Below are 15333 nucleotides of genomic sequence, written 5' to 3' on the forward strand. Positions count from 1 at the left end.
GCCCGGACACCGCAACGGATGATGGGCTAAAATCGGTCGAATCGTGGCTAAGCACTCCCTGACCGAGGTGCGCCCGCAGACCGTCACCGGCCCGCGCGGCGCCGGTCGGCGCACCCCGAAGGCGAGCCGCATCGCCCTGCAGGTCATCGGCCTCGTCGCGGTCACCGCGTGTGCCTTCGTGACGGTGGTCGCCCCCAACCTCGACGCCGAGCCCGCCTCCGCGTCGTTCGAGGGCACCTTCGCCGAGGGGTCGGTCGTCACCCAGACCCTCGACGTGAGTGGCTCGGTCGCCGCATCGGTGTTCCGCGACGGGTACGCCGTCACCGAGGCGCCGAAGCCCGTGATCGTCGTGGAGACGAAGTCGAGCTCCTCCGACTCCGGCTGCCCCGACCCGAACGCCGCCGTCGCCGACCCCGCGGGAGCCCAGGCCGTGGCCGCTGACCTCGCCGCCGCCCGTGGGTGGACGGGTGCCCAGTTCGACGCGCTCATCGCCCTGTGGAGCCGCGAATCGGGGTGGCGCGTCAACGCGCTCAACAAGTCCAGCTGCGCCTACGGCATCCCCCAGGCCCTGCCCGGGTCGAAGATGTCGTCGGCGGGTGCCGACTGGCTCACCAACCCCGCCACGCAGATCACCTGGGGTCTCAACTACATCCAGGGCCGCTACGGCGATCCGCTCTCCGCACTTGCGCATTCCGACGCGAACCACTGGTATTGATTCGATGACCGTGCTGAAGAAGTCGACTCGCCCCGTGCTGCGCGCCGGGGTGCAGGTGCTCGCGTTCGGCGTGGCGGCCTCCTTCGTGGCGCTGTTCGCACTGCAGCCGGCGCTCACCCAGGCGAACGCCTCCGAGGCCTATGCGCCCGACATGTCCTCGAGCTACGGCAGCGTGCAGTCGCTCGAGATCTCGGGCGCCCAGGCCGCCTCGGTGCTGCGCGACGACTACACCATCACCGATCCGCCGCCTCCGCCCGCCCCCGAGCCGGTGAAGGTGGCCGTGTCGGCGAGCGCCGCGGCCGAGTCGAGCAGCGGTGGCGGCGGCTGCGAGAGCTACGTCGTGCCCACTCCCGGCGAGCCCGCCGCGGGCAGCTACCAGGACATCGCGTGGACCTCGCTCAAGGGCTACGGCTTCGGCATCCAGCAGTACTACTACCTGCTCGCACTCTGGAACCGCGAGTCGGGCTGGAACCCCGCGGCCCACAACGCCTCCTCGGGCGCCCACGGTATCCCGCAGGCGCTCCCCGGCTCGAAGATGGGCCCGGGATGGGAGTCCGACCCCAACGTGCAGATCGACTGGGGCATCCGGTACATCCTCGGCAGCTACGGCTCTCCGTGTGAGGCGTGGGCGCACTCCGAGGAGAACAACTGGTACTGACCCGCTGCGTGCACGGATGCATCCTGAGCGTTCACTAGTCTGGGGAGCATGAGACCCGAGCTCGTCGCGGTGGTGTGCCTGATCATCGTCGTCGGCGTCTCGGTGCTGGCCCCCAAGCTGCGGCTGGCCACGCCCATCCTGCTCGTCGTGATCGGCATCGGCATCTCGGTCATCCCCGGTGTGCCGCCGGTGCACGTGCCGTCGGAGTGGATCCTCGCGGGGGTGCTGCCCCCGCTGCTCTACGCTTCGGCCATCAATCTGCCGCTGGTCGATTTCCGCAAGAACCTCGGCTCCATCTCGATCCTGTCGGTGCTGCTCGTGATCGTGAGCGCGCTCATCACGGGTTTCCTGCTCTTCATGGTGCTGCCCGACCTCAACATCGCGGCCGCGATCGCGCTCGGTGCCGTCATCAGCCCCACGGATGCGGTGGCCGCCACCTCGATCGGCAAACGGCTCGGTCTCCCGCCGCGGCTCATCGCGGTGCTCGAGGGCGAGAGCCTCGTGAACGACGCCTCGGCGCTCGTGCTCCTGCGCACCTCGATCGCGGCGACGGCGGGCACCATCGCCTTCGCCGGCTTCGGCGGCTTCGCGATCGACTTCGGCTACTCCTCGGTGGCCGCGGTGGCGATGGGGCTCGTGGTCGGCGTGGTCACCGTCTTCGTGCGCTCCAAGCTCCCTGACCCGGTGCTCACCACCGCCGTGTCGTTCGTCATCCCGTTCCTGGCCTACATCCCCGCCGAGGCGATCGGCGCATCCGGGGTGCTCAGCGTGGTGGTGGCCGGCCTCTACACCGGGCACATGGGCGCCAAGCACTTCACGGCGTCGGCCCGCATCAGCGAGCGGCTGAACTGGCGCACCATCCAGTTCCTGCTCGAGAACGGCGTGTTCCTGCTGATGGGGCTCGAGATCAAAGACATCTTCCTGTCGGCGCTCAGCCCCACGGCCGAGGCCGACGGACTCGACGCGATCGGCTCGATCGGGCTCGGACTCGCCGCAGCGGCCGTGCTGTTCGTGCTGCGGTTCCTCTTCGTGGGGCCCTTGCTCGTGGTGCAGCGCGCCCGGCTGCACAAGCGCGACCCGCTCTCCACGGAGGCGCGAGAGGCCACCGGCTGGCGAGGTGGTCTCGTGGTGTCGTGGGCCGGGATGCGCGGGGTGGTCACGGTCGCGGGCGCCCAGTCGCTGCCCGAGAGCATCCCGTATCGCGACCAGCTCGTGCTCATCGCGTTCACCGTCTCGATCGCCACGCTCGTGTTCCAGGGCGGAACCCTGCCCTGGCTCATCCGTGTCACGCGGCTGAGGGGAGTCGACGAGGCGGCCGACCATGCCGAGTTCGCGACCCTGGTCGACGAGCTGCGGGCCGCCGGCCAGCAGGTGCTGGAGGAGCCCGGGCTCAGTCTGCCGAGCGGCGAGGTGATCGACGAGGGTGTGATCGACCGCGTGCGCGGAGACGCGGAACTGCGCAGCGAGTCGGCCTGGGAGCGCGCGCGTGCCGCCGACCCGGAATCGGAGGGCAGCGCCCCGCACCGGCAGTACCGGGTGCTGCGGCTCGAGGTGCTGAGGGCGGAGCGGGTGGCGCTGCTGGACGCGCGTCACCGCGGGGCATACTCATCGCGCATCCTGGTGCGGGCCCAGCTCATGCTCGACCAGGAGGAGTCGCGGTTGCAGCAGAGCGATGGATCGGGCTCGCACGGCTGAGCAGCGGGTCGACCGCTCTCGCGCCGACCGCTCTCGCGCCGACCGCTCTCGCGCCGACCGCTCTCGCGCCGACCGCTCTCGCGCCGACCGCTCTCGCGCCGACCGCTCTCGCGCCGACCGCTCTCGCGCCGACCGCTCGTAGACTGGAGCCATGCCCCGCAGCAATCGCCCCCGTCGCCGCGCCGGGGCGCAGCCGGAGGAGGAGTCGGGCCTCGAACGCCTGATGGCGGGCTGGAAGCGCACCGAACAGCGCCGCGACGGCGAGTGGAACGTGCAGCCCGTGAGCGCCGCCTCCGCCGCGAAGGAATACACCTGTCCCGGGTGCGGTCAGGTGATCTCGCCGGGCACCGCGCACCTCGTCACCTGGCGGGCCGACGGGCTGCTCGGCGACGCCAGCGACCTCGCCGCCCGCCGCCACTGGCACACCCACTGCTGGAGGATCGCCGCCTGATGACCGCCACCGAGATCCGATCGGCCACCGAGCTCCCCGCCCGTCGCGAGGAGATCGAGCTGCACACCGACGACGGGCTCACGCTCGTGGGCGAACTCGCGACCCCGCTCTCGGGCGAGCCGGTCGCCACCCTCGTCACCCTGCATCCGCTGCCCACCCACGGTGGCTTCATGGACTCCCACGTGCTGCGCAAGGCGGCCGCACGGCTCCCCGCCCTGGCCGACCTGGCGGTGCTGCGGTTCAACCTGCGCGGCGTCACCTCGCCGCGCGGCACGAGCGAGGGCGCGTTCGACGGGGGAGAGGGCGAGCGGTTCGACGTGAAGGCCGCGATGGACTTCGTCGCCCAGCGGGGGCTGCCGCATCCGTGGCTCGTGGGCTGGTCGTTCGGCACCGAGCTGGCGCTGCGCTACGGGGCGCAGTACCCGATCGAGGGGGCCATCCTGCTCTCGCCGCCCTTGCACCGCGCGAGCGACGCCGAGGTGGCGGCCTGGGAGGGCAACGGCAAGCGCCTCGTCGCGCTCGTGCCCGAGTTCGACGACTACCTCCGGCCGGCCGAGGCCCGCGAGCGCTTCGCCTCGGTGCCGAGTCTCGAGCTCGTGCCGGTGGAGGGCGGAAAGCACCTCTGGGTGGGCGAGGCGCAGGTGCGCCGCGTGCTCGACGAGATCGTCGCCCGCGTGAACGCCCCCGCCTACCCCCTGCCCACCACCTACGACGCCTAGCCGCTCATCCGTTCGCCCCTCCTCGTGAGAGGGGGTCAGCGTTCGTTCTGGATGGGGATGACGACCTGCTTGATGATGAGCAGGAACGACGCCGCGATGGGGATGGCGACCAGGGCGCCGAGCACACCGAGCAGCGTGCCGCCGGCGAGGGCCGCGATCACCACGACCGAGCCGGGCACCGAGACCGCGCGGTTCATGATGTTCGGGCTCAGCAGGTAGGCCTCCACCTGCATGTAGACGATGTAGTAAATGGCGGCCACAAGCGCGGTGAGGGGTGAGCCGAGGCCCGGGATGAGGCACACCAGCACGATGATCGTCGAGCCCGAGATGGTGCCCACGAGCGGGATGAGCGAGAGCATGCCGGCGAGGAAGGCCAACACCGCCGAGAACGGCGCCTGGATGATCGACAGGAAGATGAAGCTCAGGATGCCGTTGCAGAGAGCCAGGCTGATCTGCCCCACGACGTAGCGGCCCACCGCGCCGGTGACCTGCTCGCTGAGGTCGGCGAAGCGCTCGCGCTTGGAGGCGGGCACGAGCCGGTAGACGGCCCGCTTCATCCCGTTCAGCGACGCCGTGAAGTAGAGGGTGAGGATGAGCACGATGATCGAGCCGAACACCCCGCTGGCGATGCCGATGCCCACCTGCAGCGCGCCACCGGCCAGGGCGGTCACGTTGCCGGCGTCGGCGAAGTAGTTCACGACGGCGTTGTAGACCTCGTTGACGTCGATGAACCCGCCGAGCTGCTCGGTGAGGTTGTCGCGCCAGTTCTGGTCGAGCACCTGGTTGATGAGGGTGGGCACGAGGTCGATCAGCTGGCTGGTCTGCTCGACGATGATGGGGACGACCGCGAAGACGAGGCCGGTGAAGAGCCCGAGTACCGCGATCAGGACGGTGAGGATGGCCAGCCAGCGTGGCCAGTGCTTCTTCTCGAGCCAGCTGATGATGGGGTCGAGCCCCAGGGCGATGAAGATCGCGACGCCGATGTAGGTGAGGATGGTGGCGAGCGAGACGACGGCGCTGAGGATGAGCAGCCCCACCCCGACGCCGAGCGTGGCGACGAGCCCCAGGGTGAACGCGTTCTGGATCTTCACACTCTGAACGTAGCCTGTGCGGGCTCGCGACTGCATCGGCTATCTTTTAATGTCTTTGTCAGGAGTCCACGTGCGCTTTATCTTCGCCATTTTCGCCTTCATCATCGCCACGGCGCTGATCGGCGCCGGAGTCGCGCAGCGAACCGTGTTCCTGCCGCCGAACACGGTCACCGCCTCGGTGTCGGTGGAGGGCGGCTCTCCCTACGTCATGATCGACTCCGAGACGCTGCGTACGCACGAGGGCAAGCAGACCCTGCAGCTCAGCGGCGCCGACACGGTCTTCGCCGCCTACGGCCGCACGAGTGACGTCGAGGCCTGGCTCGACGGCTCGAGCTACGACACGGTCGGCTACGACGCCGAGACCGGCGAGCTCACCTCCACGACCGTCGAGGCCGACCCGGAGGGCGCCGACAACGTCGCCAGCGGGTCGGCGAACCCCGCGGGCAGCGATCTCTGGCTCGAGCAGTTCACGGCGGAGGGTGCGATGTACCGCACGCTCACCCTGCCGGCCGGCTACTCGGTCATCGTCGCCTCCGACGGCACCCAGCCGGCTCCCACGCAGGTGCGGCTGTCGTGGCCCATTCCGAACGCCACTCCGTGGGTGGGACCGCTGCTGGTCGCGGGTGTCGTGTTCCTGCTCGCGGGGCTCGTGCTGCTCGTGCTCGGCCTGCTCCACATGCGCCGTTCGTCGCGACCCCGTCGTAAGCCCCCGGCGCTGCCGAAGGGCAAGCGGTTCTCGCCGTCGCGCACGAACGCCATCGAGTCGGGCATGCGTCGTGGGCGCCGCTCCATCGCGCCGTTCATCGCGGCCCCGATCGCCTTGGCCTCCGTACTCGCGGTGAGCGGATGCTCGGCCGACTACTGGCCGCAGCCCGCGCCCGCGACCGATGCCGCCACTGTCGCCGCCACGAGCACCCCCGACCCGACGGCCACCCCGGGCGCCGAGGACCCGATCGAGCCGACCGAGGACATCGACACCGACACCCCGATGCCCGCGGTCACCGAGGCTCAGCTCGCGGGCATCGTCTCCACCATCTCGACGGTCACGGCCGAGGCCGACGCGGCGTCGAGCTCCGACGCGCTCGCCGCGCGGTTCACGGGGCCGGCGCTCGAGCTGCGCACCGCGACCTACGCCATCCGGGGCGGCTACCCCGAGTATCCCGCGCCCCAGGCCATCCCGGCAGGTCCGTTGCAGGTGGTGCTGCCGCAGGCCTCGAACTCGTGGCCGAAGACGGTGTTCACCGTGGTGCAGGGCACCGACACGACCGTGCCGCCGGTGGCACTCATGCTGGTGCAGGAGACCCCCCGGTCGAACTACAAGGTCTACTACGAGATCACCCTCGAGCCCGACACCACCCTGCCCCCGGTCGCGGCCGCGAGCGTCGGCACCACCCGGCTCGCGCCCGACACCAAGCTGCTCACCATGACGCCCGACGAGCTCAAGACGGCCTACGCCGACATCCTCGCCGTGGGCGACGCCAGTCAGTACATCGACCTGGTCGATGCCGACGGCGACACCCTGCGCACCCAGGTCGGCGTCGACTACAAGAACCAGAAGAAGAGCGCGCTGCCGAGCACGGCCTCGATCGACTTCGCCCAGGTGGCGGGCACGGGGCAGAACATCGCCCTGGCTACGAGCGGCTCGGGCGCTCTGGTCGCCGTCGACCTCCGCGAGTCGGAGACGGTGAAGCCCGTCGAATCGGGTGCCACGGTGAGCCCGGAGGGCGCCGTGAAGGCGCTGTCAGGGGTCACCGAGACTGCCAAGGGCGCCGAGGCCGTCTACGACTATCAGCTGCTGTTCTACATCCCGCCGTCGGGAGACACCGGCAAGGCCGAGCTGCTCGGCTTCACCCAGGGTCTCGTGCAAGCCAAGGAGTTGCCGTGAGCATGCCCCCGCCACCCGCCGGAAGCCTCCGCGGGGCCGTGGATCTGTCGTCGCTGGTGAACCGGGCGCAGTCGCCCGCGGGTGCGAGCGGCGTGGGTGGTGCGGCTGCCGGCGCGGGCGCCTCCGGGGAGCCAGGCCAGGGCGGGGCGAACCCGCTCCTGCTCGAGGGCTCCGACGCCAACTTCACGCAGATCATCGAACTGTCGAACACGGTTCCCGTGATCGTCGACCTCAAGGCCGACTGGGCCGAGGCGAGCCGCGAGCTCACCGCCGTGCTCACCGCGGTCGTCACGAGCTACGCGGGCCGACTGGTCTACGCGGGGGTCGACGCGCAGAGCAACCCCCAGCTGGCGCAGGCGTTCCAGGCGCAGTCGGTGCCCACGGTGGCCGCGATCGTCGCCGGCCGGCCGGTGTCGCTGTTCCAGGGCTCCTACCCCGAGGAGGAGGTGCGCTCGGTGCTCGAGCAGGTGCTTCAGCTCGCTGCGCAGAACGGGGTCACCGGCACGGTGCCGCTCGGCGATGTCGAGGCCGAGGGCGAGCAAGAGCCCGTCGAGGAGCCGCTGCCGCCGCACCACGCGGAGGCCTACGACGCCATCGCGCGAGGTGACTACGCGGCGGCGATCGCCGAGTACCAGACGGCCATCGCCCAGAACCCGCGCGACGCCCTCGCCGTCGCGGGTCTCGCCCAGGTGAAGCTGCTCTCCCGTCTCGACGGTCACACGCTCGACGACATCCGTGCCGCCGCGGCCACGAATCCCGACGACCTCGACGCACAGCTGCTCGTCGCCGACCTCGATCTCTCGGGCGGCCACATCGACGATTCCTTCGGCCGCCTGCTCGATCTCTTCCCGAAGGCCGCCCCCGACGAGAAGACCACCATCCGCACGCGTCTCCTCGACCTGTTCGAGGTGGTCGGTGCTGACGACCCGCGCGTGGCCGCAGCCCGCCGCCGCCTGGCCGCGCTCCTCTACTGACGGGCTGTCGGCGGGCGGCCAGCGGTCGGCGTCTCCCGCGGCTCCCGCCTGCCGCTACCGCCGCGGCCTGAGGTACAGCGCCGCCAGCGGCGGCAGCGTCAACTCCACCGACGCCGGCCGCCCTGACCACGGCACGTACTCGGCCTCCACCGATCCGTAATTGCCCACGCCCGACCCGCCGTACTCCACGGCGTCGGTGTTGACGAGCTCGTCCCATCGGCCGCCGAACGGCAGCCCCACCCGGTAGGGCCCCACCGGGTTCCCCGAGAAGTTCATCAGCACCGCGATCGGGTTGCCCTGCGAGTCCCACCGCAGGAACGACACGAGGTTCTGCGACGACGACCCGCCGTCGATCCACTCGAACCCTGCCGGCTCGTTGTCGAGCGCCCAGAGCGCCGGATTCTCCTTGTAGACCGTGTTGAGGCGTGACACGAGTCCGAGCAGCTGCCGGTGCACGGGCTGGTCGAGCATCCACCAGTCCAGCCCCCGCTCTTCGCTCCACTCCGAGAGCTGGCCGAACTCCTGCCCCATGAACAGCAGCTGCTTGCCGGGATGCGCCCACATGAACCCCAGGTAGGCCCGCAGGTTGGCGAGCTTCTGCCAGTGGTCGCCCGGCATCTTCGCCAGCAGCGACCCCTTGCCGTGCACCACCTCGTCGTGCGAGATCGGCAGCATGAAGTTCTCACTGAACGCGTAGAGGAACGAGAAGGTGATCTCGCCATGGTGGTACGACCGGTACATCGGGTCTTTCTCGATGTAGTCGAGCGAGTCGTGCATCCAGCCCATGTTCCACTTCATGCCGAAGCCGAGTCCGCCGCGGTCGGTGGGGTGGGTGACGCCGGGCCATGATGTCGACTCCTCGGCGATCATCACGATCCCGGGGGCCGACTTGTAGGCGGTGGCCGTCACCTCCTGCAGCAGGCTGATGGCCTCGAGGTTCTCGCGCCCGCCGTACTGGTTGGGAATCCACTCGCCTTCTTTGCGCGAGTAGTCGAGGTAGAGCATCGACGCCACCGCGTCGACGCGCAGGCCGTCGATGTGGAACTCCTCGAGCCAGTACAGCGCATTGGCCACGAGGAAGTTGCGCACCTTCGAGTTGCCGAAGTCGAACACCAGCGTGCCCCAGTCGGGCTGCTCGCCGCGGCGGGGGTCGGGATGCTCGTAGAGCGCCTCGCCGTCGAAGCGGGCCAGCGCCCACTCGTCTTTGGGGAAGTGCCCCGGCACCCAGTCCATGATCACGCCGATGCCCGCCTGGTGCAGCCGGTCGATGAGGTAGCGCAGGTCGTCGGGGTGCCCGAACCGCGAGGTGGGGGCGTAGTACGAGGTGACCTGGTAGCCCCACGAGCCGCCGAACGGATGCTCGGCGAGCGGCATGAACTCCACGTGCGTGAAGCCGAGCTCCTGCAGGTAGGGGATGAGCTCGTCGGGCAGGCTCCGGTAGTCGAGCCCCTGCCTCCACGAGCCGAGGTGCATCTCGTACACGCTCATGGGGTGCGTGTGAGGGTTCACCGCGGCCCGCTGGGCGAGCCACTCGGTGTCGCCCCACTCGTAGTCGCTGGTGCCGATCACCGACGCCGTGAGCGGTGGCACCTCGGTGTAGCGCGCCATCGGGTCGGCGCGCTGCACCCAGCGGCCGTCCTGCGTGAGCAGCTCGAACTTGTAGTTGCCGCCTGCACCGAGCGCGGGGATGAACAGCTCCCACACCCCCGTGCTGCCGAGGCTGCGCATCGCGTGCCGCACGCCATCCCAGCCGTTGAAGTCGCCGATCACCCGCACGGCCTGCGCGTGCGGAGCCCACACGGCGAACGCGGTGCCGGCCACGGGGGCGTCGACGCCCCACTTCTCCTCGGTTCTGGCCCCGAGCACGGTCCAGAGCTTCTCGTGCCGGCCTTCGCCGATGAGGTGCAGGTCGAGCTCGCCGAGCGTGGGGCTGAAGCGGTAGGGGTCGTCGGCCGTCCAGGTCGACCCGTCGGCGTAGGTGGCCTCCACGACGTAGTCGCCGATGCCCGTGAGGGTGAAGCCCTGCCAGATGCCGCCCCACAGGTGCGTGAGCGCCACCCGGGCGCCCGAGGCGAGCACGACGCTCACCTTCTCGGCCAGGGGACGCAGGGTGCGGATGACCGTGACGGGGTCGCTCACGCCCTCCGCCTGCACGAAATGCTGGCCGAGCACCGCGTGCGGGTCGAAGTACGATCCCGCTGAGATGCGCTGCAGCACGTCGAGCGGGATCTCGGGCAGGGTGAGGGCGTCGGATGCGTTGGGGAGGGCCATCAGGATGCTCCGCCTTCCTGTGCGGCGGCCAGGGCCGCGGGAGCCGGTGCGGTGCGCACCGGGGAGACCACGTGCAGCACGTGCGCGGGGCGGGTGAAGGCGTCGAGCCGCACGTAGTCGTGCTCCGACCACTCCCACTCGTCGTCGCCGAGCAGGTCGCGCACGGTGAAGGTGGAGCCGGGTTCGAGTCCGAGCTCCGCGAGGTCGAGGTGCACGGTGGTCTCACGCACCGAGTGCGGGTCGAGGTTCACCACGACGATGACCGTGTCGGCCACGCCGTCGGGGGTGAACTCGGCGTCGAGGTGCTTGGAGTACACCACGATCGCGTCGTCGTCGCTGCCGTGGAAGCGCAGGTTGCGCAGCTGCCCCAGAGCGGGATGCGCGGCGCGGATCGCGTTCAGCCGGGTCAGGTCGGCGGCGATCGACCGGCCCCCGGCCTCCGCGGCGGCGAAGTCGCGGGGCTTGTACTCGTACTTCTCGTTGTCGATGTTCTCCTCGGCACCCGGCCGGGCCACGTTCTCGATGAGCTCGAAACCCGAGTACACGCCCCAGGTCGGTGCTCCCGTCGCCGCCAGGACGGCCCGGATGCGGTAGGCCGGCACGCCACCGAACTGCAGGTACTCGGTGAGGATGTCGGGCGTGTTCACGAAGAGGTTGGGTCTGAAGTACGCGTCGGTCTCCTGCGCGAGGCTGGTGAAGAACTCCTCGATCTCGGTCTTGGTGTTGCGCCAGGTGAAGTAGGTGTACGACTGCTGGAACCCCACTTTCGCGAGCCCGCGCATGGGGGCGGGGCGGGTGAAGGCCTCGGCGAGGAACACCACGTCGGGATGCGCGGCGTTGACCTCGTGGATGACCCACTCCCAGAAGTCGAGCGGCTTCGTGTGAGGGTTGTCGACGCGGAAGATGCGCACGCCGAGCGCGATCCAGTGCTCGAGCACGCGCAGCGCCTCGGCCCGGATGCCGTCGGGGTCGTTGTCGAAGTTGATCGGGTAGATGTCCTGATACTTCTTCGGGGGGTTCTCGGCGTAGGCGATCGACCCGTCGGGCAGCGTGGTGAACCACTCGGGGTGCTCCTCCACCCAGGGGTGGTCGGGCGAGGCCTGCAGCGCGAAGTCGAGCGCGATCTCGAGTCCGACCTCGGTGGCGGCGGCGAGGAAGGCGCTGAAGTCGTCGAGGGTGCCGAGATCGGGATGCACGGCGTCGTGGCCGCCCGCGGCGTTGCCGATGGCCCACGGCGACCCCGGGTCGCCCGGTTGCGGGTCGAGGGTGTTGTTGCGGCCCTTGCGGAAGGCGTCGCCGATGGGGTGGATGGGCGGCAGGTACAGCACGTCGAAGCCCATCGCCGCCACCTCGGGCAGGCGGGCGGCCGCGGTGCGGAAGGTGCCGCTGGTCCAGCTGCCGTCGTCGTTCTGCACGGCGCCGATCGAGCGGGGGAAGAACTCGTACCACGAACCGGAGCCGGCCCTGGTGCGCTCCACCGTGAGCGCGTGCCAGGGGGAGTACGTGACGAGACTCTGTGCCGGCTGTCGCAGCAGCGCATCCGTCACCGCCCTCTCATAGGCGGGCGCGAGTCGCTCGGGCACCGGCCCCGCGGTCTCGCCTAAGCGCGCGGCCACGCCGGCGAACAGCTCGCGGTCGGCGGCGGTGCGGTCGCTCTCGGCGGCGAGGCGGGCGAAGAGCTGAGCCCCGATCGCGAGCATGAGCTCCACGTCGATGCCCGCCGCGATCTTCACGGTCGCGTTGTGCTCCCAGGTGGCGTAGTCGTCGGAGTAGGCCCGGATGCGGAACCGCCAGTCGCCCACGACGCCGACCTGGGCGAGGCCGCGCCACTCGTCGTCCCAGCTGCGGGTGCGGGTGAGCGGTCGGTCGATCACGCTGCCGTCGGGGGCCTCGAGCTCGAGGTGCGCGCCCACGGCGTCATGCCCCTCGCGGAAGACGGTGGCGCCGAACGGGATGACCTCGCCCACGAAGCCCTTGGCCGGCCAGCGGCCGCCATCGACCTGGGGGAAGACGTCGATGATGGGGATGCGCCCGATGGCGGGAACGAAGGCGGGGTCTGGAGCGGGTGCGGGGGCCGGAGCGGGCGCGGGTGCCGGAGCGGGCGCGGGTGCCGGCGCCTTCGGCTTCGCCGAGGCCGGCGTCGATGCGGGTCGTTTCCGAGTGGCTGCCACACTCAGACCCTACCGACTTCACCGGCCCGTGCAACGGCAGGGTGCGTGCTGTTCACCGCCCGGAAACGAGGCTGCCTTAGGCTGTCGAGGGTCGGCCGGGGGAATCCCGTCTCAGAAGGAGTGCACACGCAGTGAAGGCCATTCGTCGATTCACCGTCCGCTCGGTGCTGCCCGAGTCGCTCTCGTCGCTCGGCGAGCTCGCGGCGAACCTGAGGTGGGCCTGGCACGAGCCCACCCGGCAGATCTTCGCTCACATCTCTCCCGACGACTGGCGGGCGACGCTCGGCGACCCGGTGGCGTTGCTGGGCGCGGTGAGCCCCGAGCGCCTCGAGCAGCTCTCCCTCGACCCCGGGTTCGTGGCCTGGGCCAACAGCCTTCGAGACGACCTTCGCTCCTACCTCAGCGAGCCCCGGTGGTACCAGTCGCTCGAGGGGCCTCGCCCCGGCAGCATCGGCTACTTCTCGCCGGAGTTCGGCATCGCCGCCGCGCTCCCGCAGTACTCGGGCGGTCTCGGCATCCTGGCCGGAGACCACCTCAAGGCGGCGTCGGATCTCGGCGTGCCGATCATCGGCGTCGGTCTCTTCTACCGCTCGGGGTACTTCTCGCAGTCGATCTCGCGCGACGGCTGGCAGGAGGAGAGCTATCCGGTGCTCGACCCCGACGGCCTCCCGCTGTCGGTGCTCCGTCTGGCCGACGGCACGGCGGCCCAGATCGTGCTCGCGCTCCCGGGCGGCCGGGCTCTCCACGCGCGCATCTGGCAGGCGCAGGTGGGGCGGGTGCGGCTGCTGATGCTCGACACCGACATCCCCGACAACGACGACGATCTGCGCAGCGTCACCGACCGGCTCTATGGTGGGGGCGGTGAGCACCGGCTGCTGCAGGAGCTGCTGCTCGGCATCGGCGGCGTTCGCGCTCTCGAGGTGCTGGCCGAACTGACCGACTCCCCGCTGCCCGAGGTCTTCCACACCAACGAGGGCCACGCCGGGTTCCAGGGCCTGGAGCGCATCTCGAACCTCATCGGGGGCGGGCTCAGCTTCGACGAGGCGCTGCAGGTGGTGCGTGCGGGAACGGTGTTCACCACCCACACTCCCGTGCCCGCGGGGATCGACCGTTTCGAGCGCACGCTCGTGGAACGCTACTTCTCCACCGACATGCTCCCGGGGCTCGACGTGGCCGACGTGCTCGCGCTCGGCACCGAGGACTACGAGGGCGGTTCGCCCGAGGTGTTCAACATGGCCGTGATGGGGCTTCGGCTCGGGCAGCGGGCGAACGGCGTCTCGAAGCTGCACGGAGAGGTGAGCCGCGGCATGTTCGCCGGGCTCTGGCCGGGCTTCGACAAGGCGGATGTGCCCATCACCTCGGTGACGAACGGCGTGCACGCCCCCACCTGGACGGATCCTCTGCTGCAGGAGCTCGCCCGCACCAAGCTGGGTACCGGCGACACCACGGCCGCGGACTGGTCGTCCGACGCGGTGACCGACGCCGAGCTCTGGGCGGTGCGCGGAGATATGCGCCGGCAGCTCGTGCACGACGCCCGCCGGCGGGTGACTGAGGCCTGGCGCGAGCAGAGCCCTGACAGCATCCCGCCCGCCTGGTACCAGGGGCTGCTCGATCCGCAGGTGCTCACCATCGGATTCGCGCGGCGGGTGCCCACCTACAAGCGGCTCACCCTCATGCTGCACGATCCCGCGCGCCTGAAGTCGATCCTGCTCAACCCAGAGCGTCCGGTGCAGTTCGTCGTGGCCGGCAAGTCGCATCCCGCCGACGAGGAGGGCAAGCGCCTCATCCAGAAGCTCGTGCAGTTCGCGTCCGACCCCGAGGTGAGGCAGCGCATGGTGTTTCTGCCCAACTACGACATCGGCATGGCTCAGGTGCTCTACCCGGGCACCGACGTGTGGCTCAACAACCCGCTGCGCCCGCTGGAGGCGTGCGGCACCTCGGGCATGAAGGCGGCGCTCAACGGCGGGCTCAACCTGTCGATCCTCGACGGGTGGTGGGCCGAGTACTTCGACGGCGAGACCGGCTGGGCCATCCCCACGGCCGATTCTGCCGGCGATGCGGAGGAGCGCGACTCGCTTGAGGCGGAGGCGCTCTACGACCTGCTCGAGAACCAGGTGGCCCCGCGGTTCTATGATCGCGACGCCGACGGGGTGCCCGCGCACTGGATGCAGTCGATCCGGCACACGCTGGCGACGCTCTCGCCCGAGCTGAGCGCCGAGCGCATGGTGCGCGAGTACGTCGAGCGTCTTTACGTGCCGGCCGCAGAAGCCGAACGCGCGATGACCGCCGACGACCACCAGGCGGCGCGCGAGCTCTCCGAGTGGAAGGCCCGGGTGCGTGCGGCCTGGCCCGGCGTGACGGTGAACCACGTGGAGTCGGGCGGGCTCGACGCGACGCCCCAGGTGGGAGACGTGCTGCACGTGCGGGCGCACGTGCAGCTGGGCGGGCTCGCACCGCACGACGTGGCGGTCGAGGTGGTGTACGGGCACGCCGTGCACGGCGACGACATCTCCAACGCCTCGGTGGTGGAGCTCTCCACCCCGCACGAGCGCGAGGGCGGCGACGTCTCAGACGACCGGGTCTACTCGGGTACGGTCGAGCTCGCGCGAGCGGGTTCTTTCGGGTACACGGTGCGGGTGGTTCCGAAACACGCCCACCTCGCGTCGCCGGCCGAGCTGGGGCTGATCGCCGTCGCCCGGTAGA

Annotated in this window: 11 protein-coding genes; 8 read left to right on the forward strand and 3 right to left on the reverse strand. The window is 70.3% G+C overall.

The window, feature by feature from the left end:
* Nucleotides 1–43: 43 nt before the first annotated feature.
* From N1031_RS20505 to N1031_RS08335, 5 genes are all read left to right on the forward strand, one after another.
* The gene (locus N1031_RS20505) at nucleotides 44–715 is read left to right on the forward strand and encodes an aggregation-promoting factor C-terminal-like domain-containing protein (protein ID WP_375163619.1); all 672 of its coding nucleotides are present in this window, start codon (nucleotides 44–46) and stop codon (nucleotides 713–715) included.
* Between the two features lie 4 nt (nucleotides 716–719).
* Nucleotides 720–1373, forward strand: a complete 654-nt coding sequence (locus N1031_RS08320; protein WP_259479155.1) for an aggregation-promoting factor C-terminal-like domain-containing protein — start codon at nucleotides 720–722, stop codon at nucleotides 1371–1373.
* 48 nt (nucleotides 1374–1421) lie between these two features.
* Complete coding sequence (locus tag N1031_RS08325; RefSeq protein WP_259479156.1) at nucleotides 1422–3068, forward strand: cation:proton antiporter; 1647 nt, start codon at nucleotides 1422–1424, stop codon at nucleotides 3066–3068.
* A gap of 151 nt (nucleotides 3069–3219) precedes the next feature.
* Complete coding sequence (locus tag N1031_RS08330) at nucleotides 3220–3519, forward strand: Rv1322 family protein (protein ID WP_259479157.1); 300 nt, start codon at nucleotides 3220–3222, stop codon at nucleotides 3517–3519.
* Nucleotides 3519–4238, forward strand: coding sequence for an alpha/beta hydrolase (locus N1031_RS08335; protein WP_259479158.1), 720 nt, complete (start codon nucleotides 3519–3521; stop codon nucleotides 4236–4238). Before N1031_RS08330 ends, N1031_RS08335 begins: the two co-directional genes overlap by 1 nt.
* Nucleotides 4239–4273: 35 nt before the next feature.
* On the opposite strand, the gene N1031_RS08340 is transcribed toward N1031_RS08335, so the two are convergent.
* Complete coding sequence (locus N1031_RS08340; protein ID WP_259479159.1) at nucleotides 4274–5329, reverse strand: AI-2E family transporter; 1056 nt, start codon at nucleotides 5327–5329, stop codon at nucleotides 4274–4276.
* Nucleotides 5330–5399: 70 nt separating this feature from the next.
* On the opposite strand from N1031_RS08340, the gene N1031_RS08345 reads away from it, so the two are divergent.
* Nucleotides 5400–7214 carry a DUF8094 domain-containing protein gene (locus N1031_RS08345; protein ID WP_259479160.1) on the forward strand — a complete coding sequence of 605 codons (1815 nt, stop codon included), beginning with the start codon at nucleotides 5400–5402 and terminating at the stop codon, nucleotides 7212–7214.
* On the forward strand, nucleotides 7211–8188 hold the full coding sequence (locus N1031_RS08350; protein WP_375163620.1) for a tetratricopeptide repeat protein: 978 nt from the start codon (nucleotides 7211–7213) through the stop codon (nucleotides 8186–8188). The genes N1031_RS08345 and N1031_RS08350 overlap by 4 nt, the downstream gene beginning before the upstream one ends.
* Nucleotides 8189–8242: 54 nt before the next feature.
* Here the strand turns inward: N1031_RS08350 and glgB are convergent, their stop codons facing one another.
* Both glgB and N1031_RS08360 read right to left on the reverse strand, forming a co-directional pair.
* The gene (gene glgB, locus N1031_RS08355) at nucleotides 8243–10459 is read right to left on the reverse strand and encodes a 1,4-alpha-glucan branching protein GlgB (RefSeq protein ID WP_375163621.1); all 2217 of its coding nucleotides are present in this window, start codon (nucleotides 10457–10459) and stop codon (nucleotides 8243–8245) included.
* On the reverse strand, nucleotides 10459–12630 hold the full coding sequence (locus tag N1031_RS08360; RefSeq protein WP_375163622.1) for a maltotransferase domain-containing protein: 2172 nt from the start codon (nucleotides 12628–12630) through the stop codon (nucleotides 10459–10461). The genes glgB and N1031_RS08360 overlap by 1 nt, the downstream gene beginning before the upstream one ends.
* Nucleotides 12631–12761: 131 nt before the next feature.
* On the opposite strand from N1031_RS08360, the gene glgP reads away from it, so the two are divergent.
* Entirely contained in the window at nucleotides 12762–15332 is a 2571-nt protein-coding gene (gene glgP, locus N1031_RS08365) for an alpha-glucan family phosphorylase (protein ID WP_259479161.1), read from the forward strand.
* Nucleotide 15333 lies beyond the last annotated feature (1 nt).

The organism is Herbiconiux moechotypicola (assembly GCF_024979255.1).
GTDB lineage: Bacteria > Actinomycetota > Actinomycetes > Actinomycetales > Microbacteriaceae > Herbiconiux > Herbiconiux moechotypicola.